Here is a 23,351-nt window from a genome sequence, read left to right as displayed (position 1 = left end):
CTTGGGCGCATCACGTGGCGCTTACCACTGTCAGTTGAAGAGAGGTGCATTATTGTCTGGCAGGGATTCAGGCAATGTGCATAGCATCGCTTTTGGTTGGCTCTTCTGTCGATGACGCTCTGCAGTGGCGGCGGCACGACTCTGACTGCGGTATGATAAGCCGGATACAAGAAAGGATGAGCAGCATGCCCGTTGACGTTCCCTACAATCCCGATTTCGCCCCTGAGGTGCCTGAGAGCTCCTCGATTCGCAAAATGGAGCCCCAGAACATCGAGGCCGAGAAGTCGGTGCTGGCAGCGTGCCTGCTCAACCAGGAAGCCATCGAGGATGTTGCAGCGAAGCTCATCCCCGACAACTTCTATCGAGCCGCCCATCAACGCATATTCGAGGCGATGCTCGACCTTTACACGCGTCACATCCCCCTCGACCAAATCTCGGTCGCCGACAACCTGAAGGCATCGGGCCAGCTTGAGGCCGTTGGCGGCCAGGCATACATCCTGGAGCTTGCCAGCAACTCCTTCGCCCTGGTCAATTGGCAGAATCACGTTGAGATCGTCAAGCGCACGTCCATTCTGCGCGACCTGATCCGTGCATCCGGCGAGATCCGCTCGCTGGCCTACGATGCCCCCGATGATTTGGGCGTCGTCGTGGAGCAGGCGGAGAAAACGCTGTTCGCGGTCACGGAGAAGCGCGTTTCCAGCGCGTTCACGGGCATCGATACGCTGCTGGTGGATGCCTTCGAGGAGCTACAGGAGATGGCGGCGCAGGAGAACAAGATCTCGGGCGTCGCGTCAGGCTTCAAGGACGTCGACGACCTGTTCCACGGCTTCCGCGGCGGTGACCTGGTCATCCTTGCAGCACGTCCTGGTGTCGGCAAGACGGCCTTCGCCCTGAACCTGTGCACAAGCGCGGCGAAGCTCGGCGCCACCGTGGCGTTCCTGTCGCTGGAAATGAGCGCTTCCCAGCTGGTGCAGCGTGTCCTTGCATCCGAAGCGCGCGTGAGCCTGTCGAAGCTGCGCGCCGGTCAGGTGCAGGACGCGGACTGGGCGGCCATTATCGAGGCTTCCAGCAACCTTTCCAAGCTGAAGATCGAGTTCGACGATACGCCGGCCCTTTCCATCCTCGAGTTGCGTGCGAAGGCGCGTCGTGAGTTGCGCGATGCCGAGAAGGGCCTGATCATCGTCGACTACTTGCAGCTGATGCAGCCGCCGCAGGCGCGCCGCGATGGCAACCGCGCCGTCGAGGTCGCTGAGATCTCGCGTGGTCTGAAGGTGCTCGCCAAGGAGATGGACATGCCCGTCATCGCGCTGTCGCAGCTCTCCCGTGCCGTGGAAATGCGCGGCAAGAAGCGCCCGATGCTTTCCGACCTGCGTGAATCCGGCGCAATCGAGCAGGACGCCGACATCGTCATGTTCATCGACCGAAGCATGGACGAGATGGAGGCGGAAAGCGAGGACCGTCCCGACCTGGGCACCGCCGAGCTGATCGTCGCCAAGCACCGCAACGGCCCCACGCGCGATATCACGCTTGCCTTCAACGCGGAATACACGCGCTTCATGGACTTCATCGACGATTCGCGCGTTCCCGACTATATGTAACACACGCAACCATGAGGTCGGGGTAAACTGAAGCTATGACTGAGAGCCTGACATTCCTTCATGCCGCCGACCTTCACCTTGGTGCGCCTTTCCGCGGCCTTGCCAAGGTGTCGCCGGCATGGGCTGCCCGACTGGTGCAGGCTATCCCCGAGGCGTTCGATCGCGTGATAGACACGGCTATTTCCCGCAAGGTCGACTTCGTGGTCATCGCGGGCGACGTGTTCGACGCGTCGCGTGCATCATATGGCGACTACCTGCGATTCTTCGAAGGAATGCGCGCGCTGGGGAAGGCGGGCATCCCGGTATACCTGATCACGGGAAATCACGACCCTTACACCTCGTGGCAGCAAAGCGCGTTCTCTCTGCCGGAAAATGCGCACATGCTGCCGGCGGATAAGCCGGGTTTCGAGCTGTATAGGCGCGATGGCAAGCCGCTCTGTATCATCGGCGGTCGCGGCTATTACAACCAGTCGTGGCCCATTGACGAGTGCATAGCCGATGGCATCACGCGCAGTGCCGCGCTAATGGCATTGCAGCAGCGTGAACCTGACGTTGCGCAGGCTCCTTTCGCCATCGGCATGCTGCATACCGGATTGGATCTCGATCCCGTGAAAGCGCCGGTCAACCCTTCAGTGTTGCTTTCCGCGGGCATGGATTACTGGGCATGCGGGCATATCCACATGCGCTATATCCACCCCAGCGAGGCCGATCCGCGCATCGCGTTCTCGGGATGCATCCAAGGGCGCGACATCAAGGAAACGGGCCCGCGTGGGGTGCAGATCGTCACGCTTTCAGAAAGTGCGGCCCCGCAGCTCGAGTTCATCCCCACGGCAAGCGTGGTGTGGCAGCGTCTGCGCGTCGACGTGTCCGATTGCGCTACGTTGCCCGAGATCAGCGATCTAATCATGCGGGAGCTGTTCCGCGTGAACGGCAAAGCGCATTGCGAGGAAATGATCTCGCGTATCGTCCTGACGGGCACGACCGCGCTTCACGAGGTGCTTTCCCGCCCTGATGTGATCGAGGACCTGCGCAAACATGTGAACGATTCATATGCCCCGTTCTTCTGCGACACTATGGTCGATGAAACGCGGGAGCCGCGCGATAAACAGGCTTTGCGCGAAGAGGGCCTGTTCCCGGCGGTGTTTTTGCGCGTCGCCGAGACGCAGCGATCCCTTCCCGAAGAGCAGGTGGCGTTCTTGCAGCAGGAATTCCTCGATCGCGGTCTGCAGATGCCGTCGAGCTGCGCCGGCAAGGTGGGGAAGCTGTCGGAGCAGGCCGAGGACCTGGTGCTCGATATGCTGTCGCAAGGGGAAGAGCGCTAGTGGGCAAATACCTGGAACATATCAAGATGGATGCGTTCGGCGCGTTCTCCAACCGTCTGATCGGGCCGTTTGGACCGGGCATGAACACGGTGTTCGGCCGCAACGAGGCCGGTAAGACCACGTTTGCCCAGTTCGTCGGCGGTGTTTTGTTCGGTTGGGAAGAAGCCCGCGGCCAGCGCAACACCTACAAACCCGATAACGCCGAACGGGCGGGAACGCTGTTCTTCGCCAACGAGGACGGTTCCGAGGCCTCGCAGGCCTCGCGCATCCGCAACGCCGACGGCCTGCAGGGCGACACGTCGGTTGCCGAAGACATCGACCGCGAAACGTACCGAACCATGTTCAGCTTGACCAGCGATGAGCTGCGCCAGCTGCGCAACACCACCGATGTGACGGCGAAGCTGCTCACGGCCGGTTCCGGCACGGGGGCTTCTCCGGCGCATGCGCTGGCGGCGCTCCAGGAGCGCCTGGCCCAGTTCACTTCGAAGGCGGCAGCATCTGAGAAATCCCTGGTGAAGCTTGAATCGGAGCAAGACGACCTGCGCCGGCGCATCGCCGCGGAATCCGATCGCGTGGAGCGTCTGAAGCGCGAGGACCACGAGTTCGCCGAGATGAAGCCGCAGCGCGATGAGCTGCTGGCGAAGATCGGCGACCTGAACACCGCCATCGAAACGCTGAAGGCGAACCGCAAAACGCTGGAAAAGACCGAGGCGGACGAAGCCGACCTGCAGGAGAAGATCGCAGAACTGCGCGCCCAGGAAGAGAGCCTGCGTTGCGAGCATAGGCTTGCGCAGCGCGAGCACCCCGAAGAGCTGGCGGGTATCACGGCCACCGAGGAACGCCACCTGCGCGATCGCATCGAGGCGCTCGCCGCTCAGGAGGCGAAGATGGAGCACGCCGTCGACCTGGCGCGCGACAACTACGCAACTTCGAAGGCGGCCTACGAGGCGATGCTCGAAACGCAGGACGAGCAGGATGAGAGCATGCGCGCCCGGCGCCAGCAGCGCGTGCAGATCGGGCTTTCCGTGGCGCTGCCGGTGGCCTTCATGTTCGCAGGCATCCCGCTGTTCATGCACGGCCGCGAGATAACCAGCCTGTCGTTCACCGCTTTGGGCTTTTTCCTGGTGCTGGTGGCGGTGGTTCTTGCCGCAGCCTCGCTGATCATGCTGTTCAAGCCGGGCCGGAAAGACGACGAGCGCTCCCAGCGCGTTCAGGACCGGCACTGGGTCATGCTGCAGGACAAGAAGAAGCTGGAAGCGTGCCTTGCCGAACAGGCGAAACAACGCCAGGCCGTACAGGCTGAGCTTGCCGCTGCGGGGCTTTCCGAGGCGAAGGATTCCCTGCGCCACGCCCGTGCGCTGCTCGATGAGGCGAAGGACGTGCGCGCGGAGAACGCCCTGTACGTGCAGCGCAAGCAGGCGCTCGTGTCGCGCCGCACCGCATTGGAGGAGTCGCTTGAGAAGGCCCGCGAAACGCGCGAGGGCCTGTACGCGGAGATCGGCATGCGCCGCGAACGCGGCACGCTTGAAGCCGTGGACGCCTTCATCGCGCGCAAGACGCGCCAGCGCGAGGGCCTGATGGAGACGAGCGAGCACATGAACCGCCGCTACGGCGAGCTTCGCCAGCTGCTTTCCCAGGCGAAGGGCGAGCGCAGCTTCGACGAGCTGAAGCTTGAGGCCCAGCAGCTCCAAACCCGCCGTGACGAGGCGGCCATGGAGTTCGCGAAGCTGCTGCTCGCGCGCCATATGCTCGAGGCGGCCATAGCGTCGTGGGAGAGCAAGAGCCAGCCCGAGGTGTACGCCCGCGCAAGCGAGCTGCTCAGCCTGATGACCGAAGGCAAGTGGGTGAAGGTGTCCATGAGCGCCGACGGCCGTCTTCAGGTGACCGACGCGCTGCGCACCGTGCGCGAGCCCGTGCACCTGTCGCTGGGCACGTGCCAGCAGCTGTACCTGGCGTTGCGGATCGCGCTGCTCGTTACCGCCGACAACGTGGGACGCGCCGTTCCCATCATCGCGGACGACATCTTGGTGAACTTCGATTCCCAGCGCCGTGCGGGCGCGGCGAAGGCGTTGGCCCAGCTGGCTCGTCATCGTCAGGTCATTCTGTTGACCTGCCATGAAGAAATCGTTGAAACCATGCGCGTGGCCGATCCGGGCCTTACCGAAGTGGTTCTGTAGTACACTGTGAGGGTTGCGACACTGTTATCGAAAGGATGCGCACACATGCCCAGCACCGTTCTGGTTGGCGCCCAATGGGGCGATGAAGGCAAAGGCAAGATCACCGATCTCATTGCTAGCGAATACGATTACGTCGTCCGTTATCAGGGCGGCAACAACGCAGGCCATACCGTTATCCACGGCGACAAGAAGCTGGCGCTTCACCTGATGCCCTCCGGCGTCATGTACGAGAACGCCATCCCCGTCATCGGCAACGGCGTGGTGGTGGACCCCGGCGTGCTGGTCAAGGAAATGGCCATGCTCGAGGCCGAGGGCATCTCCTGCAAGAACCTCAAGATCAGCTGCGACGCGCATGTCATCATGCCGTACCACAAAGATCTTGACGGCGCCGACGAGAAGATCCTGGGCGATCACCAGATCGGCACCACCAAGCGCGGCATCGGCCCGTGCTACCAGGACAAGGCGGCTCGCAAGGGCATCCGCATCCAGGACCTTATGGACGAGAAGATCTTCCGCCTGAAGGTCGAAACCGCCCTCATCCAGAAGAACGCCATCCTGGAGAAGATCTACGGCCTGCACACCTACACGGTCGAGGAGATCTGCGAGGAGTACCTGCCGTACGCCCGCATCCTCAAGCAGTACATGGCCGAGACCAGCCAGATGCTGAACAACGCCGTGCGCGAGGGCAAGTCCATCCTGTTCGAGGGCGCGCAGGGCACGCTGCTCGATATCGACCACGGCACGTATCCCTACGTCACGTCCTCTTCCTGCTGTGCCGGCGGCGCTGCTACCGGTTCGGGCGTGGGCCCGGTCAACATCGACCGCGTGCTGGGTATCCAGAAGGCCTACATCACCCGCGTCGGCGGCGGTCCTTTCCCCACCGAGCTCAAGTACGCCGAGGACGGCGGCCAGAGCCCGGAGGCCGAGGAAGGCGAGACGCTGTGCCAGGTCGGCCATGAGTATGGCGTGACCACGGGCCGCAAGCGCCGCTGCGGTTGGTTCGACGCCGTCATCGCGCGCTACGCCGCCGATGTCAACGGCCTGACCGATGTGGCCCTGACCAAGCTCGACGTGCTTTCCGCCTTCGACACCATCAAGGTGTGCGTGGCCTACGAGTGCAACGGCGAGCGCTACGATTACTTCCCCATGCAGCAGAGCGTCCTGTTCCACGCCAAGCCCGTGTACGAGGAGCTGCCCGGCTGGAAGGGCGAGGACATCACCGCCTGCCGCACGTTCGACGAGCTGCCGGAGAACGCCAAGAGCTACGTGGAGTATCTCGAGAAGAAGGTGGGCGTACCCATCAGCATCGTGGCCGTCGGCCCCGATCGCGATCAGACCATCATGCGCGGCTGGTAAGGCGCCGATTAGCTTGATGGACTGCTGTCACTGAATAGCGAAGCGAATCCCGTGCGGGGCTGCATGAGTCTGCAGTCCCGCACACGCATATTATCCGAGAGCTGGAAATGGAGGGTTTGTTACATGAACATCTTGGTTTTGGGCGGCGGCGGCCGTGAGCACGCCATTGCGTGGGCCTTGGCGAAATCCCCCCGTACCGACAACCTGTACGCGGCCCCGGGCAACGGCGGAACGGAATCCGTCGCGCAGAACGTGGCGGGCCTGAACGCCGAGGACGGCCAGGCCGTTCTGGAGTTCGTGAAGGGCAACGCCATCGACCTGGTGGTCATCGGCCCGGAAGCGCCGCTGGTGGCGGGTGTGGCCGACGTGCTGCGCGAAGCCGGCGTGGCGGTCTTCGGCCCGGATGCGCAGGGTGCGCAGCTTGAGGGCAGCAAGACGTACAGCAAGGAGTTCATGGAGGCCAACGGCATTCCCACGGCTCGCTATGGCAGCTTCACCGAGCTTGAGCCGGCGCTTGCGTACGTGCACGAACTGGGCGCCCCCGTCGTCGTGAAGGCCGACGGCCTGGCCGCTGGCAAGGGCGTCGTGGTTGCCGACACCATCGAGGTGGCCGAGGACGCCGTGCGCAGCTGCTTCGACGGTGCGTTCGGCTCGGCGGGTTCGAAGGTGGTCGTGGAGGAGTGCCTGACCGGCCCGGAGTGCTCGCTGCTCGCGTTCGTTTCCGGCGGTAAGGCTCACTGCATGGCAACCGCCCAGGACCACAAGCGCGCCTTCGATGGCGACCGCGGCCCGAACACGGGCGGCATGGGCGTGTACTCCCCGGTGCCCATCGTCACCGATGAGGAGCTTGCGAACATGACGCACATGATGCGGGTTGCCGCCGCCGCAACGGCGCGCGAGCCCTTCAAGAACGATTACCGCGGTGTGCTCTACGGCGGCTTCATGCTGACGCCCGAGGGCCCGAAGGTGCTCGAGTACAACGCCCGTTTCGGCGATCCCGAGACGCAGGTCGTGCTGCCGCGCCTGAAGACCGACCTGGTCGACGTCATGATGGCCGTGGCCGAAGGCCGTCCCGACGATATCGAGCTCGAGTGGGACGACCAGTGGGCCGTGTGCGTGGTGCTGGCTTCCGCCGGTTACCCGGGCAAGTACGAGAAGGGCAAGGTCATCCTGGGCGTTGAGGATGCCGAGGCCATGGAGGGCGTGACGGTGTTCCACGCCGGCACCGCTCGCAACGCCGACGGCGAGCTCGTCACTGCCGGCGGCCGCGTGCTCAACGTGGTTGCGCTGGGCAAGACGTTCGACGATGCCCGCGAGAAGGCCTACGAGGCGTGCGACGTCATCAACTTCGAGGGCAAGCAGCTGCGCTCCGACATCGGCGCGAAGGCCGCTGCAGGTCGCGGAGCCTGGGCGTAGGGCCGCGCCTTTCGTGCACGGGGAGCGAAGCTTTCGTCGAGATTATATGAGACTGAAACGGTAGGATATAATTCCTACCGTTTTCACTAGGACGAGAAAAGGAGCGCGCGTACATGCTGTCAGAGCGCCTGCTTACGAACGTGGTTCGTCAATGCACGAACCAGTACCTGAAGCTCAAACCCACCGATGAGGTGATGATGCCTGCGCCTGAGCAGGGGAAACGCTACATGCTGTACATGCACGTGCCATTCTGCGAGCGCCTGTGCCCGTACTGCAGCTTCAACAGGTTCCCGTTCAGCGAGGAGCGCGCCCGCCCGTACTTCGAGAATATGCGCAAGGAGATGCGCATGCTGAAGGACCTGGGCTACGACTTCGACAGCGTTTACATCGGTGGCGGCACCCCCACCATCATGATCGATGAGCTGTGCGACACCATCGACCAGGCGCGTGAGCTGTTCAATATCCAGGAGGTTTCGAGCGAGACGAATCCGAACCACCTGATTCCCAGCTATCTTGACAAACTGCAGGGCCGCGTGCAGCGCCTGTCCGTAGGCGTGCAGAGCTTCGACGACGGCTTGCTCAAGCAGATGGACCGCTACGACAAGTATGGCTGCGGCCAGGAGATCCTCGAGCGCATCCAGGATGCCAGCCCGTACTTCGTGTCCATGAACGCCGATATGATCTTCAACTTCCCGGCGCAAACCGAGGACATTCTGATCAACGATATCGAGCGCGTCATCGAGAGCGGCTGCACGCAGACCACGTTCTATCCGCTGATGGCATCGCCGTCGGTCGAGCGCAGCCTGGCGCGTACCGTGGGCAAGGTGGATTACGCTCGCGAGCAGAAATACTACGAGATCATCTGCGAGTTGCTGACGGGCGGCCCGCTGCATCTGTTCGAGCACGGTTCGGCGTGGACGTTCAACAAGAGGAACACGTCGGCTGCCGGCGAGGACGCCATGATCGACGAGTACGTGGTCGACTACGAGGAATATCCCGCCATCGGCAGCGGCGGCATCACGTACCTGGGCAGCAACCTGTATGTGAACACCTTCAGCGTGAAGGACTACAACAAGTGCATCGAAGCAGGTCATATGTCCATTATGGGCAAAACAACCTTCAGCAAGCGCGATCGCATGCGTTACCGCTTCATGATGCAGCTGTTCGGCCTGCGCCTTGATAAGCGCCAGTTCAAGAAGGACTTCGGTTGCTCGGTGGAGATGGGCCTGCCGGTGGAAATGGCGTTCATGAAGGCCTCGGGCGCGTTCGCTACCGACAATGCCGATGAGCTGACGCTGACCCCGAAGGGCCGCTACCTGCTGGTCGTCATGATGCGCCAGTTCTTCATCGGCGTGAACAACCTGCGCGATCAGGCTCGCGCCGTGCTTCCCGGCGAGGAGAAGGAGCTGCTGTTCGGCAGCGGCTGCGCCGAGTGCAAGTAGCAAGCCGCGTTGCCGAAAGGACGCGCAAGCCGCGTTCTTGGCAGTGGTTTCGTAGCCAGCTGTTCGGCGGCAAGTTGTGTGCGGGTTCGCCGCTGTTGCCGAGCGGTCTTAAGCGAGTTGGCGTATCTGCTGGTCACACGCTCGTTTAAGGGCTGGTTTGGGCGCGTTCTCCCGAGAAGGAAAACGTGCTCAAAAAAGTTAGGAAACAGGGTTGACGAATGACATGCACTGCCGTATTATACTATCTTGCGTTCGCAACGAACGACTTCTGGTCGGGTAGCTCAGTTGGTAGAGCAGGGGACTGAAAATCCCCGTGCCGAGGGTTCAAGTCCCCCTCCGACCACCATGAACTTTACAGGCCCGATGGTGAAAGCCATCGGGCCTGTTGCTTTTTCGAACCCGCTAATCGGGTTTCGCAATTTTGCTCTTGCTGTTTGGGTCCAGCTTTCCCGGGTTTGCTTCCCTGACTGCGCTGCTCCCGCTTCCCTGGCTTTGGCGTGTTCCGGTCTCCCATAATTTGCGTGCGGTTTTCATTATGCCCTCTCTTCCGCGCTACACTGCCTTTGAGAGCAAATCACGTGTTGAAAGGGTTGCGAAATGTCTTGCGATCATAAGAATCCCGTCATCGGCATCATCATGGGCTCCGAAAGCGATATGCCCGCCATGGAGCCTTGCATGAAGCAGCTTGAGGAGTTCGGCGTGCCGTATGAGGTGAAGGTGGCCAGCGCGCACCGTAAGCCCGCCGAGGTGCACGAGTGGGCCTCCACCGCGCACGAGCGCGGCATCAAGGTCATCATCGCCGCTGCCGGCAAGGCGGCTCATCTGGGCGGCGTGGTCGCCGCTTACACCCCCGACCCGGTCATCGCCGTTCCCATGAAGACGAGCGACCTGGGCGGTCTGGATTCGCTGCTGTCCATGGTGCAGATGCCTTCCGGCGTGCCGGTTGCCACCGTCGCCATCAACGGCGCGAAGAACGCGGCAATCTTGGCGGTGCAGATCATGGGTACCGGCTGCGATGGTGCTCGCCAGAAGATCATCGACATGAAGAAGGCCATGGCCGAGGCATAAAGCGGGCCGCTTGCGAAAGGGCGACGGGGTAACCTGTCGCCCTTTTGCTATCATGAACAGGTATCAAGACGATTCCCTCCACGCTGTTTCACGTGAAACAGCGCAGGAGCGATTCCTGAAATTGGCTTTGGAGCGGGGAAACATATGACGAAAAAACTGCTTATGGGCAATGAGGCGTTCGCTCATGCCGCGCTTGAGGCGGGGGTGCGCGTTGTCGCCGGCTATCCGGGGACGCCGTCGTCCGAGGTAACGGAAACCGTGGCGAAGCTGCATGCTTCCGGCGCCGCTCAGGGCGTCCACGTTGAGTGGTCCACAAACGAGAAGAGCGCGCTCGAGCTGCTCGCCGGTGCATCGTACTGCGGCGCACGTACGCTGTTCACCTGCAAGCAGGTGGGTCTGAACGTGGCAAGCGACCCGCTGATGAGCCTGAACTACGTGGGTGTGAAGGGCGGCACGGTGCTGTTCGTTGCCGACGATCCCGGCCCTATCTCGTCGCAAACCGAGCAGGATACACGCAGGTTCGGCAATTTCGCCAAGGTCCCGGTGCTCGACCCGGCAACGCCCGATCAGGGTTTCGCCATGATGAAGGCCGCGTTCCAGCTGTCCGAGCGTTACAAGACGCCGGTAATCATGCGCCCCACTACGCGCGTGTGCCATGCTTCGACGTTCTTCGACATTGCCGAGGAAACGCATGCCAAGCCTGTGCCCGAGGAAGGCTTCGAGCGCGACCCGCGTTGGGTTATCTTCCCGAAACGCGCTTTTGAGGGGCATGGGGAGATCAACGAGCGCCTGCGCGCAATCGCCGTCGATTATGCGATGAACCCCGTTTTCGGTGCGTTTAATCCCGTCGATGAGCGTCGCGTGGCGGGTAAGATCACCCGCTATGGCATTGTCGCCGGCGGCGTGTCGGCAGCCTATGCCCTCGAAGCGCTTCGCTTGCTCGAGGAGCGCGCGAACGATCGGGGCGTGCAGCTGCCGGCGTATCGCTTCTGGCAGGTTGGCACCCCCTTCCCGTTCCCCGAGCGTACGTGCGCGGAGTTCGCCAAGGGCCTGACCGACGTGCTCGTCCTTGAAGAGCTTGACCACGTGTTGGAGGACGAGCTGCTGGCATTCGCCGGCAAGACGCATGCCGAATACAACACGCACGGCAAGCTGACGGGCGAGGCGCGCGACCGCGGCGAAAACGATGTCGATGACATCCTTGCTCGTTTGGCCGTCTACCTTGGCGTTCCTGAGCTTGCCCAAACCGAGGAAGCGGCATCTTATGAAGCCGCCGACCCCGAGCAGCCTTTGCCGGTACGCCCGCCTGTGCTGTGCCCGGGCTGCCCGCATCGCGGCAGCTTCTATGCCGTGAAACGCGCGCTTGGCAAGACGCCGGCGGTGCTCTGCGGCGATATCGGATGCTATACGCTGGGCAACGCCATGCCGCTCGATGCGGTGGATACGTGCCTGTGCATGGGCGCCGGCATCACCATGGCGCAGGGCTTCTCCGTGGCCGAGCCGCAGAAGAAAGCCTTGGCGTTCGTGGGTGACTCGACCTTTTTCGCCAGCGGTTTGCCGGGAATCGTGAACGCGGTGTACAACGGCCACGATTTCACCCTGTGCGTGCTGGACAACGCCACCACCGCCATGACGGGCAGTCAGCCGCACCCGGGCACGGGCGTGACGCTGATGGGCGAACGCCGCAAGCCGGTTTCCATCGAGGGCGTGCTGAAGGCGGTCGGGTTCGAGTGCATCGTGCACGCCGACCCGCTGAACCTGCAGCAGTCCATCGATGCCGCACGTCAGGCAATCGATTTCGAGGGGCCTTCCGCCATCCTGTTCGAAAGCCCCTGCGTGCAGCTGTTCAAGCCGGCGGCTCCCGTGGTGTTGGACGCTCAGCGTTGTACGGGCTGCAAGAAGTGCATCACCGAGATCGGATGCCCTGGCATCGGCTTCAACGCCGACGCCCGCGGCCCGAAAAGCGGGGAGCGCGGCCAAGCGTTCATCGACGCCGGCCAGTGCAACGGGTGCGGGCTGTGCACGCAGGTGTGCCCGTTCGACTGCATCTCCGTGGTTGACGCCGCAAGCGAGAAGAAGGAGGCCTAGCATGCTGAACATCCTGCTTACGGGCGTAGGTGGCCAGGGAACCGTGTTGGCCGCGAAGGTGCTTGCCCAGGCTGCCTTGGAGAAGGGTTGGAAAGTGCGTACGGCCGAGACCATCGGCATGGCGCAGCGCGGCGGCAACGTGGTGTCGCACGTGCGCATCGGCAACAAGGGCGAGCAGGTTCACGCGCCCCTGGTCAGCCGGGGAACCGCCGATCTGGTCATCGCGTTCGAGCCGGCCGAGGCCGCGCGCGTGCTGCCGTACCTTGCCCCTGAAGGGACGCTGGTGTTCGCCACCACCGCGATTCAGCCGGTGACGGCGGCGCTGTCGAAGGACCCGTACCGAGCTAGCGACGTGATTGCGAACTTGGAGCGCGCGCTTGCGGGTACGCAGGCGAAGCTCGTTCCCGTCGACGATGCGGCGCTCACGAAGGCCGCAGGCAGCCTCAAGGTGCTCAACAGCCTGTTGCTCGCCAAGGCATTGCAGACTGGATGCGTGCCTATCGATCTGGATGATCTTCGCGCGGCGGTAACCGCGTGCGTGAAGCCGCGCTTCGTGGATATGAACCTGCAAGCCATCAACGTGGCGGTGGGGGAATAGCGGCGCAGAACCCCGCATAACAAGCAACGGGACCGGAAATCGGTCCCGTTGCCGGTTTTGGGGGTTGCTTGCGGTGTTGTATGGCCTACAATGACCAGTATGACTTCGGTATTCGACATCCACTTTTCCTCGGCCGCGCGCAACGCGTTGGCTGGTCGATGGCTTTAGCTTCAAGACCTGTAAGGCTTGGGGCCGATTTGTCGTGCTTTCCCGCAGCCTTTTCGGGCTTGAAGCGCCTACGCACTTTTCCTCACACAGCATGAATAACAAAGAAGCAAGCCATTTGAACAAGGGAGCATACTATGCAGATGAAGCCGGAGCAGCTTGAGATCATCAAAGAGCAGTTCAAAACCCTGAAGGACCGTTCTGCCTTCTACGCTCGTAAATTCAAGGACATCGATCTGTCCGACGTGCAAACCCAGGAAGATTTCGAGAAGCTGCCGTTCTCGGAAAAGGCGGATTTGCGCGAGGCATACCCGTTGGGACTGCAGGCGGTGCCAGATGAGAAGATTATCCGTATCCACAGCTCCTCGGGCACTACGGGCACCCCGGTCGTAATCCCCTATACGCAGAAGGACGTCGACGATTGGGCCACCATGTTCGCGCGCTGCTATGAGACGGCGGGCATCACGAACACCGACCGCATTCAAATCACCCCCGGTTATGGCCTGTGGACTGCCGGCATCGGCTTCCAGCTGGGCTGCGAGCGCCTGGGCGCCATGGCCATCCCCATGGGCCCCGGCAACACCGAGAAGCAGCTGAAGATGATGCAGGATCTGCATTCCACCGTCATCACGGGTACGTCCAGCTATGCGCTGCTGCTGGCCGAGGAGATCGAGAAGCGCGGCCTGCGCGACAAGCTCGACCTGCGCAAGGGCGTTATCGGCTCCGAGCGTTGGGGCGAGAAGATGCGCCAGCGCATCGCCAACGAATTGGGTATCGAGATCTTCGACATCTACGGCCTGACCGAGATTTACGGTCCGGGCATCGGCATCTCCTGCGAAGAGCATCATGGCATGCACATCTGGGAAGACTACGTATATTGCGAGATCGTCGACCCGAAAACCGGCGAGCAGCTGCCCGACGGCGAAGTGGGCGAGCTGGTGCTCACCACGCTGCGCAAGGAGGGCGCGCCGCTCATCCGTTACCGCACGCACGATCTTACGCGCTTCATCCCCGGCGACTGCAAGTGCAAGTTCGGCAGCCACCACCCGCGCATCGACATCCTGACGGGCCGCACCGACGACATGGTCAAGGTGAAGGGCTGCAACATGTTCCCCTCGCAGATCGAGGAGGTGCTGCAGTTCACCGACGGCGCGTCGTCCGAGTATCAGGTGATGATCGAGGCCATCAATGGCCGCGATGTGCTTACCGTGCTGTTCGAGACGCCGCTTGAGGGCGAGGAGCGCGAGCGCTGCGAGGAGCAGCTGGCGGCTATCTTCAAGGCGAAGATCGGCTGCACCCCCGAGGCGAAGGGCGTTCCCATGGGCGAGCTGCCGCGCAGCGAGAAGAAGTCGAAGCGCATCTTCGATTCCCGCTACTAAAAGCTTGCGAACAAGTTGAATGAGAAGCGAAGCCGGGCCACGTGTCCGGCTTCGCTGCGTTCGGGGGCGATGACCTGGCCGGTTGACCGGGGAAGGGCGCTGCGCGGTTCGCATTCGTTCAGCTTCGGCATGGTTCAGGGCTCACATTCCCTCTTGTTTCGCAAATACGAACCGCTTTGCTAGGAAATAATGTTACCGTTCGTGAAAATCCTGGACGGAAAAGCACTCGACTGTGGTAGAGTAGCGCCCATGAGCATCGTGAACGGACATATCGCCGCATTCCGCAGCGCTCAGCACCCCGCTGAGCTGGCTGTTGCGCTGCGCGCCACCAACGTCCGAATGATGCATGTCGCAGGTAAGGCAGCCGACATTTCCGGCGCAACAAAGCCCTGCTTTCCTTCCTATTATTATTCCTATCGATATCTGTAGCACACGGGGCTTAGCCGCTGCGTGCGTCCGTTAGACGTGGCGTATGTTCGCAGCGAACTCGGGCTTGTGCCGTGTGCGTTTCCGGGTTGGGCGATTTGGGCGTGTCCGCTTGCCCAGCCGCGTTCCTGACGAGGGGCAACCGCTTTTCCGAGTAGGGAAGGCCTTACGGTTTACACGATATCGATCGGTAAAGGAACGATCATGGTCGCAAAAATCTGCATGGTTTTGATTTTCGTCGGCGTGGCGGTTGGCGTCGGCTTGTACTGCCGCCGCACCACAACCAGCGTCGACGGCTTCGTCCTGGGAGGGCGCAACGTCGGCCCTTGGATGAGCGCATTCGCATACGGCACCAGCTACTTCTCCGCCGTGGTGTTCGTCGGCTACGCCGGCCAGTTCGGTTGGAAATACGGCATCGCCGCCGTGTGGGCAGGCATCGGCAACGCCATTCTCGGCAGCCTTTTGGCCTGGTGGGTGCTCGGTCCGCGTACGCGTGAGATGACGCACCGCCTGGGAGCCACCACCATGCCCGAGTTCTTCGGCAAGCGTTTCCAGTCGAAGGGTCTGCGCATCGCCAGCGCGGCCATTATCTTCGTGTTCCTGATCCCGTACACCGCAAGCGTGTACAACGGCCTGTCCCGCCTATTCGGCATGGCGTTCGGCCTTCCTTACGAGGTATGCGTCATCGGCATGGCCGTCATCACGTGCCTGTACGTGGTTCTGGGCGGTTACATGGCAACCGTCATGAACGACTTCCTGCAGGGCATCGTCATGCTGTTCGGCATCGTCGCGGTCATCGCGGCGGTCATCTTGAACAACGGCGGCTTCAGCGAGGCCATCACCACGCTTTCGCAGATCCCGGCGGAAGGCTCGCAGATGGCCGGCCCGTTCGTCAGCATGTTCGGCCCCGACCTGTTCAACCTGCTCGGCGTGGTGGTACTGACCAGCCTTGGCACCTGGGGCTTGCCGCAGATGGTGCAGAAGTTCTACGCCATCAAGTCCGGTCCGGCGGTGAAGCAAGGCGCCATCATCTCCACGCTGTTCGCGTTCGTCGTCGCTGGCGGCAGCTACTTCCTGGGCGGTTTCGGCCGTCTGTACGCCGACAAGATCGAGATCGGCCCCACCGGCATCCCGGTGTACGACTCCATCATCCCGACCATGCTGTCCACCTTGCCCGATATCCTCATCGGCATCGTAATCGTGCTCGTGCTCTCGGCCAGCATGTCTACGCTGTCCTCGCTCGTGTTGACCTCGTCCTCCACGCTGACGCTCGACCTTCTGCAGGGCAATGTGGTGAAGAAGATGAGCGAGCAGAGCAAACTCGGCTGGATGCGCGTCCTTATCGTGGTGTTCATCATCGTGTCCGCGGCGCTGGCGTTGGTGCAGTACAACTCCTCCATCACGTTTATCGCGCAGCTCATGGGCATCTCCTGGGGTGCGTTGGCCGGCGCGTTCCTCGGCCCGTTTTTGTGGGGCCTGTACTCCGGGCGCATCTCCAAGGCGGCCGTGTGGTGCAGCTTCATCGTGGGCGTGTGCCTGACCAGCGGCAACATGGTGCTCACGCTGATGGGCACGCCGTTGATCGCCAGCCCCATCAACTGCGGCGCCCTGGCTATGCTGCTGTCGCTGATCATCGTGCCGGTGGTCAGCCTGTTCACCAAATCCGTCCCGTTCGAGGTGAACCCGCCCAGCCCCGAGGGCGCTATCGACCGCGAGTACCAGCACGAGCTGGCCGCGGAACGCAAGGGAGCGGAATAGCCTTTCGATTACGGTTCGCCGCTACGGCTTAGGCGGACCGCGCAAAACCGAATACCTTCGAGGAAGAGGCGGGCGAAGCATATCGTCTGCCTCTTCCTATTCCTTTTGTTTCACGTGAAACCCCTCCGGCGGAATCCTGATGCGGTTCGACCGTTGCACTTGTATACTGATTCGCAATGGACTCTGAGGACCTTATGGAGAAAGGGAAGGAAATGGAAGAGGCTTTCGAGCTTATCAGCACTGGCGCTTGGTCCATCGTGCCGCCTTTGCTGGCGTTGGCTCTGGCGCTCATCACCAAAGAGGTGTACTCGTCGCTGACCATCGGCGTATTCATCGGCATGGTCATCTACCAGTTCACCCTCAACGGTGTCGGCGTCGACCAGCTGGTCACGGCATTCACCGATGTGCCGAACGCGATGGCGCTGCAGATCGCCGATAACGGAGCGTTGCTGCTGTTCCTTGCGTTATTGGGCGCGCTTACCGTGGTCATCGCCACAGCGGGCGGCAGCCGTGCTTATGCCGAGTGGGTGTCCACCCATATCAAGAACGCGCGCGCTGCGCAGGTGCTCACGGGTTTGCTGGGCATCATCATCTTCGTCGACGACTACTTCAACTGCTTGACGGTCGGCGCGGTCATGCGCCCCGTGACCGATCGCTTCCATGTCAGCCATGAGAAGCTGGCCTGGATCATCGACTCCACGGCAGCTCCGGTCTGCATCATCGCGCCGGTGTCCTCGTGGGCCGTTGCAGTCGGCGGCTACCTGGGAGACGACGGCTTCACTACGTTCGTGCAGTCCATCCCGTACAACTTCTACGCGCTGCTCACCATCTTCTTCGTGTTCTTCATGCTGATCACGAACAAGAACGATTTCGGTCCGATGCGCGCGGCCGAGGCGGAGGCGAAGTCCTCCGAGGGCGCTACCGCCGAGGGCGGCAAGCTGCTGGAGAAGCTGTCCACCATGGGCCTTTCCGAGCAGGCTGAGGCAGATCTCGACGATCACACCAACCTGGAGTCGGTCGTTACCGAGCAGGCCGACATCGAGCAGTCCGCATCGGCGGCCATGGATGAGTACAAGGGCCTTAACATCTCCGAGAAGGGCAAGGTGTACGACTTGATCGTGCCTATCCTGGTGCTGATCTTCTTCTCCATCCTGGGCATGATGTACACGGGCGGATTCTTCGAGGGCGTTGACTTCGCCACCGCCGTTGGCGAGAACCCGGTCGGCGGTCTGTGCATCGGCGCTACGGTGGCCCTGTGCGTTGCCGGCGCCATGTTCCTGCCGCGCGGCCTGACCACGCTGAGCGGTTTCGTGGAGAGCATCTCCGAGGGCGTGCGTTCCATGGTCGGCGCCATCATGATCTTGGTGCTGGCATGGAGCCTGGGCGGTTGCTGCCGTTACATGCTCGGCACGGGCGACTTCGTCAGCAGCTTCCTGAATAGCCTGGGCGTGAGCCTGGCCATCCTGCCGTGCATCATTTTCCTGGTGGCCGGCTTCATCGGCTTCGCCATGGGCACGAGCTGGGGCACCATCGCGCTGATCCTGCCTATCGTGGTAGGCGTGTTCAACGAGGGCGATCCGCTGTTCCTGGTTGCCGTGGGCGCAACGCTGGCAGGTGCCGTGTACGGCGACCACATCTCGCCGATTTCCGACACCACCATCCTGTCGTCCGCCGGTGCGAGGTGCAACCACCTGCGTCACGTGGCTACGCAGCTGCCGTACGCGACTACCGTTATGGTCGTCTGCTTTGTGTGCTACGTCGTTGCCGGCTTCACGGGCAATCCCTGGATTTCCCTGGTGCTGGGTGCGGTGCTCATCGTTGTGGCGGTGAAAATCCTGCACAAGTCCAACATCGGCGTGAAGAAATAGGCTCCGATGCGCGGCATGAGCCGCAAAAGCCGCAAGATAGCGAAGGGAGGGTTCCGTTTGGAACCCTCCCTTTTTCATGCCGAGAAGATGCGGGGAAGGGGTAGATCGTGAGGCTCGGTGGGCACGCGATCGACGCGCTGCTCCTCGAACGCCACGCCGGCTACAAAGCAATCGTGGCGCAGCTTCGGAAGGAACCTGTCGTAGTTTCCGCCGCCATAGCCGAGGCGCATAAGGCCGTCGTCGAATGCCACCAAAGGGATAACGGCGACGTCGAACAGCCGCTCGTCGGATTCCTGCCAACCTTGGCCGTGCAGGTCATCGAGCAGATAAGGACGCGCGGGATGATCGAGGAAGGCGGGGCGCTGCTCAGTCAGTTGGCTTGGCGTGATCGTGAAGAACACCATACGCGCAGGCGCATCCGGAGCGTCCTTTGTCATGCAGGGTAGATAGACTTCCCAGCCACGTTCGTATGCTGCGTACACCAGAGGATGCACGTCGACTTCGCTGTTCATCGGCTCATAGGCAGCGATGCGCAGCTTTTCAGCGGAAGCGCTAGAGGGTGCGATGTTGGCAAATCGGCTATCGATTTCTTCAAGGAACTGCTCGCAAATCGACAGACTTTTCTCCTTGCGCGAAGCGGAGGGAATCTCCTTGCGCCGTGCAAGAACCGATGCGCGTACGTCTTGTTTCAAGGTCATGGTCGTTTTTCCTCAAACGGGGACAAATCTTTAACATCGTGTGAAATAGCATAGCGATACGCTAGAGGATTTTCGCTTGCGCTAGTATATAAGCATACTCGTTAGGTCAGGCTATAGCTATGTCGCAATGAAAAACGCAGTGCGGCGAGTCGGGCTTGGGCTTCGATGATCTGCTTCTCACAGAATAGGACCTTCAGTAGCGGGCGATCAGCGAATCTGGTGGCGGCAAACAGGGCTCGACATATGTCGGCCATGCTGCTTGTGGAGTTGGAACACGAAACGGGAACGAGGGGAATGGTGCACTTCAAGGCTTCGGTCGAATATGGGATGCGTGCGGTGCTATATCTGGCGGAAAAGGGTTCGACATGCTCATCTCGCGAGGTTGCCGAGGAGATGGCCATTCCGCGCGATTACCTGATTCAGCTGGCGCAATTGCTGCGCAATGCAGGAATCATCCATGCGCGTCCGGGCAAAAACGGCGGCTACAGCCTTGCGAAGGACGCTTCCGAAATCAGCATGCTCGATGTGTTGAACGCGCTGCAAAACGATCGACCGCGTTCGGAGCATAAAGAAGCGAACAATAGCAAGGCCGATCAGGAACGCACAAGCGATTTGCTTCAGGACATCACCGCCGCATGTTCCAAAGCCGAACGCGAAATAGCTGAGTACATATCCTCCATCACCGTGCAGATGCTCATCGACCGCATGCACGGAAAGGTGCTCGACGAGGCTTCCGATTCCCAAAGCGCGCACGACTAAGAAGGCGTGCCAACCTAGCAAGAACCCGCTGCAAAACCATTTCCGTTAAGCGAATCGAAAAGAGCGCCTCTTCCCATACCGATTGGGAAGAGGCGCTCCTGCTTTAACAGGATTTGCGGCAAGCGACTGCACGCTATCCGATTCCGAACACCTGCATAACCAGCAAAACCGCAGTGAGTACGGAGACGATGCCGACGGTGACCCAGATGAGCACCTTCGTCACGCGGCCGGACTTGAACTTGCCCATAACGCGCTTGTCGGACGAGATCAGTGCCATGAATACCAGCAGCACCGGCAGTACCAGGCCGTTGATGAACTGCGCCATGAGCATGACGCCCATGAGGTCGATGTTCGGGATAAGCACGATAACGGCCGAGAACGCGATCACGAACGTGAAGATGCTCTTGAACAGCGGTGCTTCCTTCCATTTGAAGGAGACGCCGGCTTCCCAGCCGAATGCCTCGCAGATGACGAACGCCGTGGTCAGCGGAAGCACGCATGCTGCCAGGAACGACGCTGCGATCAGGCCGATGGCGAACAAGGCTTCGGCGTACTTGCCAGCGAACGGTGCCAGCGCGGCAGCCGCATCGGCGGCATCGCTGATGACGATGCCCTGCGGATAAAGCACGGTGCCGGTGGTGATGATAATGAACCACGCGACCAAGCACGCCGCCACCGTGCCGGAGACCACGTCGACCTTCTGCGTGAACAGGTCATCGGGCTTGACACCCTTCTCAACCACATTGCTCTGGTTGAAGAACATCATCCACGGCGCAATGGTGGTACCTATCATCGAAATGACCAGCGAAACAAAGCTTTGCTGGTACACCACATGGGGCACGATGGTGTTGATAGCCGCATCTTCCCAGTTCGGCTGCGCCAAGAACGCCGCGATCACATAGGTGACGAACACCAGCGACAAAATCAGGAAAACCTTCTCCACGCGCTTGTAGCTACCGCCCACGATGAGCAGCCAAACGGCTATGGCGGCAACGGGCACGGCTATGTATTTCGACACGCCGAACATCTCCATGCCCGATGCGATGCCCGCGAACTCGGAGAACGTGGTGCACACGTTGCCGATGAGCAGCGCGAGCATGGCCAGCGCCGTGAGCCTGATACCGAAGGACTCGCGGATAAGCGCGGCGAAGCCCTTGCCGGTGACGGCGCCCATCTTCGCAGCGGTCATTTCCACCACGATGAGCAGCACGCACATGATGGGAATGACCCACAGCGTTGCAAAGCCGAACTGCGCGCCCACGGTCGAGTAGGTGGAGATGCCGCCGGCGTCGTTACCCGCCATGGCCGTGACGATGCCCGGGCCCATGGCTGCCAAGATAAGCAACAGCTTGCTCTTCTGTTTGTTGGAACCGCCCGCCTGCTCGATCGCTTGCTTTTCCGCAAGCTGCTCAGCGGACAACGTTGCCTCGCCGGTATGGAAGCTGCTGCGCTCCAGCGGGTTATGCGAGTCGATGTCGGCCACGCGCCCCCTCTTGTCGTTCTGCTTCAAAACCACGGCTTACCTCCAATGGAATCCTGCGATTTGCAGTACGACAAGGGTGTAGAGGATCAAGAACAGCACGGCGCCGGTCGCGATGCCCACCCACTTCCAAACGGAAGTCTTCGTTTTGTCGCTGCTGACGTCGTCTTCGATGGCGTCCCAGGCGTCGTCTACGGTGACGATGCCCAGCAGGACGCCGTGCTCGTCCACAACGGGCATGGCGGTCAAGTCGTACTTGAAGATGTCGGCCGAGACGTCCTCTTCGGTTTCATCCGGCGTTGCGGTGATCAGGTCGTCGTACATGCACTTCGACATGGGCGTTTTGTCGTCGGTGAGCACCAGCGTGCGCAGTGAGCAGACGCCGACCAGCTTGTCGTATTCGTCCAGCACGTATACGAAGTGGACGGAAGGGTGGTCCTCGGGAAGCTCTCGCAGCACCTCGATCGCGTGCCCGACGGTGTCGGTATCGGCGACGGATACGAACTGCGTGGTCATCATGCCGCCGGCGGTGCCGTCCTTATAGCCGAGAAGACGACGGATTTCCGCTGCGTCTTCCACGCCCATAAGGCGCAGAAGCGTTTCGGCGCGCTCATAGGACAGGTCGCGTACGATGTCGGCTGCGTCGTCCGGGTCCATGTTGCCCAGCACGCTTGCAGCCTGCTTGTTGTCCAAGCTTTCGATGAAGTCGGACTGATATTCGTCTTCCATCTCCGAGATGGCCTCGGTTGCTTGGGCATCATCAAGGTGCTGGAACACGTTAGCGCGCTGCTGCGGGTCCAACTGCTCCAGAATGTCGGCGACGTCGGCGGGGTGTAGCTCGTCCAGGCGCTTATGGGTGACGGACAGCTGCACTTCGGACAGGTCGCGATCAAGCAGGTCCATGTAGTTCCATGCAATGATCTGCTCGTCGATTTTCTTGCCGAACGCCTTCGCGACCGAGACAACCGAGCGCTCGATCCAGGGGGCAAGGCCGCGCAGGATGCCGCGGATGCCGACTTCGGCGCCGAGCAGGCGCAGTTGCGATCCGGAAACGGAGAGCTTCAGGTCGTTTACGCGCACGACCTTCAGGCCTTGCGTGTCGACGATCTGGCGGTTCATGAGGTCGCGGGCAAGCAGCACCTCATCGGGCTGCAGGTAGCTGAAGCGGATGTCGTGCGCCTCTACCTGCAGGGTGAGGCCGTCCTCATCGAACTCATCGACGTACTTGCGCCATGAGATCATGAACGGGATTTTGCCCGGACCCTGGAAGGCCAGGCTGGTGATGCGTGGAAACACCTCGCCCGTGGAGATGGCGAGGTCGGATACGGTGCCGATTTTCTCGCCGGTGCAGTCTACCACCGGCTTTCCCAGCATTTGAGAGAGATAGAGCATGATCAATTCCCTTACTGTCCATGCTCGCGTTCGGCAGGGGCTTTTACAGGTGCCGGATAATGCTACGTCTGCCATGCGGCAAGAGCGTTATGGGCGCGTAAAGCTTCTGTCAAACGAGAGCGCGCTGCAGCCTGCTCCTTCGGCTGCCAGCGGTAAGGGAGGAGTCGAAGGAAGGCTACATACTGTGAGGTTTCGGTTTTCGAACCTTCAACAGGGTTCCTTTCTTTGGCCGACAAAACAAAAAACCGCATGTGCTCGGTGGAGCCATTGCGGAATTTCAAGCTAAGTGGTGCGCCGTGAGGGATTCGAACCCCCGACGTACTGATTCGTAGTCAGTCCCTCTATCCAGCTGAGGTAACGG

The 23,351-nt window shown here is 61.4% G+C and carries 17 protein-coding genes and 1 tRNA gene; 15 read left to right on the top strand and 3 right to left on the bottom strand.

The window, feature by feature from the left end:
* Window positions 1-185: 185 nt before the first annotated feature.
* The 14 genes from dnaB (at window position 186) to Q0D52_RS07945 (ending at window position 18,661) form a co-directional block, all read left to right on the top strand.
* Window positions 186-1,598: a replicative DNA helicase gene (dnaB, locus tag Q0D52_RS08010; protein ID WP_294381767.1), complete on the top strand. Its 1,413-nt coding sequence runs from the start codon at window positions 186-188 to the stop codon at window positions 1,596-1,598.
* A 35-nt stretch (window positions 1,599-1,633) separates the two neighbouring features.
* Entirely contained in the window at window positions 1,634-2,920 is a 1,287-nt protein-coding gene (locus tag Q0D52_RS08005; RefSeq protein ID WP_294381764.1) for a DNA repair exonuclease, read from the top strand.
* A complete protein-coding gene (locus tag Q0D52_RS08000; RefSeq protein ID WP_294381762.1) occupies window positions 2,920-5,097 on the top strand; it encodes an ATP-binding protein in 2,178 nt (725 codons plus the stop codon). The genes Q0D52_RS08005 and Q0D52_RS08000 overlap by 1 nt, the downstream gene beginning before the upstream one ends.
* A 45-nt stretch (window positions 5,098-5,142) precedes the next feature.
* The gene (locus tag Q0D52_RS07995; protein WP_294381760.1) at window positions 5,143-6,453 is read left to right on the top strand and encodes an adenylosuccinate synthase; all 1,311 of its coding nucleotides are present in this window, start codon (window positions 5,143-5,145) and stop codon (window positions 6,451-6,453) included.
* Window positions 6,454-6,576: 123 nt separating this feature from the next.
* Window positions 6,577-7,869 carry a phosphoribosylamine--glycine ligase gene (purD, locus tag Q0D52_RS07990; RefSeq protein ID WP_294363066.1) on the top strand — a complete coding sequence of 431 codons (1,293 nt, stop codon included), beginning with the start codon at window positions 6,577-6,579 and terminating at the stop codon, window positions 7,867-7,869.
* Between the two features lie 113 nt (window positions 7,870-7,982).
* Window positions 7,983-9,311: a coproporphyrinogen III oxidase family protein gene (locus Q0D52_RS07985; protein WP_294381757.1), complete on the top strand. Its 1,329-nt coding sequence runs from the start codon at window positions 7,983-7,985 to the stop codon at window positions 9,309-9,311.
* A 270-nt stretch (window positions 9,312-9,581) separates the two neighbouring features.
* Window positions 9,582-9,657: transfer RNA gene (locus Q0D52_RS07980), tRNA-Phe, on the top strand.
* A gap of 251 nt (window positions 9,658-9,908) precedes the next feature.
* Entirely contained in the window at window positions 9,909-10,379 is a 471-nt protein-coding gene (gene purE / locus Q0D52_RS07975) for a 5-(carboxyamino)imidazole ribonucleotide mutase (RefSeq protein WP_276667854.1), read from the top strand.
* A 144-nt stretch (window positions 10,380-10,523) separates the two neighbouring features.
* A complete protein-coding gene (locus Q0D52_RS07970; protein WP_294381754.1) occupies window positions 10,524-12,467 on the top strand; it encodes a thiamine pyrophosphate-dependent enzyme in 1,944 nt (647 codons plus the stop codon).
* A 1-nt stretch (window position 12,468) separates the two neighbouring features.
* Window positions 12,469-13,065 (top strand): indolepyruvate oxidoreductase subunit beta, encoded by a 597-nt coding sequence (locus Q0D52_RS07965; RefSeq protein WP_294363059.1) that lies wholly within the window; start codon window positions 12,469-12,471, stop codon window positions 13,063-13,065.
* A 302-nt stretch (window positions 13,066-13,367) separates the two neighbouring features.
* Window positions 13,368-14,609, top strand: coding sequence for a phenylacetate--CoA ligase family protein (locus Q0D52_RS07960; RefSeq protein ID WP_294381751.1), 1,242 nt, complete (start codon window positions 13,368-13,370; stop codon window positions 14,607-14,609).
* A 249-nt stretch (window positions 14,610-14,858) separates the two neighbouring features.
* Window positions 14,859-15,038: a hypothetical protein gene (locus Q0D52_RS07955; protein ID WP_294363055.1), complete on the top strand. Its 180-nt coding sequence runs from the start codon at window positions 14,859-14,861 to the stop codon at window positions 15,036-15,038.
* Window positions 15,039-15,239: 201 nt separating this feature from the next.
* Window positions 15,240-16,793 carry a sodium:solute symporter gene (locus Q0D52_RS07950; RefSeq protein ID WP_294381748.1) on the top strand — a complete coding sequence of 518 codons (1,554 nt, stop codon included), beginning with the start codon at window positions 15,240-15,242 and terminating at the stop codon, window positions 16,791-16,793.
* A gap of 212 nt (window positions 16,794-17,005) precedes the next feature.
* The gene (locus Q0D52_RS07945; RefSeq protein ID WP_294381746.1) at window positions 17,006-18,661 is read left to right on the top strand and encodes a Na+/H+ antiporter NhaC family protein; all 1,656 of its coding nucleotides are present in this window, start codon (window positions 17,006-17,008) and stop codon (window positions 18,659-18,661) included.
* A 74-nt stretch (window positions 18,662-18,735) separates the two neighbouring features.
* On the opposite strand, the gene Q0D52_RS07940 is transcribed toward Q0D52_RS07945, so the two are convergent.
* The gene (locus Q0D52_RS07940; RefSeq protein ID WP_294381743.1) at window positions 18,736-19,359 is read right to left on the bottom strand and encodes a 5-formyltetrahydrofolate cyclo-ligase; all 624 of its coding nucleotides are present in this window, start codon (window positions 19,357-19,359) and stop codon (window positions 18,736-18,738) included.
* Window positions 19,360-19,602: 243 nt separating this feature from the next.
* Between Q0D52_RS07940 and Q0D52_RS07935 the strand changes: the two genes are divergently transcribed.
* On the top strand, window positions 19,603-20,118 hold the full coding sequence (locus Q0D52_RS07935; RefSeq protein WP_294381739.1) for an Rrf2 family transcriptional regulator: 516 nt from the start codon (window positions 19,603-19,605) through the stop codon (window positions 20,116-20,118).
* Window positions 20,119-20,251: 133 nt separating this feature from the next.
* Here the strand turns inward: Q0D52_RS07935 and Q0D52_RS07930 are convergent, their stop codons facing one another.
* Together Q0D52_RS07930 and Q0D52_RS07925 are read right to left on the bottom strand one after the other, a co-directional pair.
* Window positions 20,252-21,634 carry an NRAMP family divalent metal transporter gene (locus Q0D52_RS07930; RefSeq protein WP_294381736.1) on the bottom strand — a complete coding sequence of 461 codons (1,383 nt, stop codon included), beginning with the start codon at window positions 21,632-21,634 and terminating at the stop codon, window positions 20,252-20,254.
* Between the two features lie 3 nt (window positions 21,635-21,637).
* A complete protein-coding gene (locus Q0D52_RS07925) occupies window positions 21,638-22,990 on the bottom strand; it encodes a CBS domain-containing protein (protein WP_294381734.1) in 1,353 nt (450 codons plus the stop codon).
* Window positions 22,991-23,351 lie beyond the last annotated feature (361 nt).

Source organism: uncultured Senegalimassilia sp., assembly GCF_934630535.1.
In the GTDB taxonomy this organism is placed as follows: Bacteria; Actinomycetota; Coriobacteriia; order Coriobacteriales; family Eggerthellaceae; genus Senegalimassilia.
Note: the sequence above shows the minus strand (reverse complement) of the source record. Positions and strands in the feature narration are given on the sequence as shown.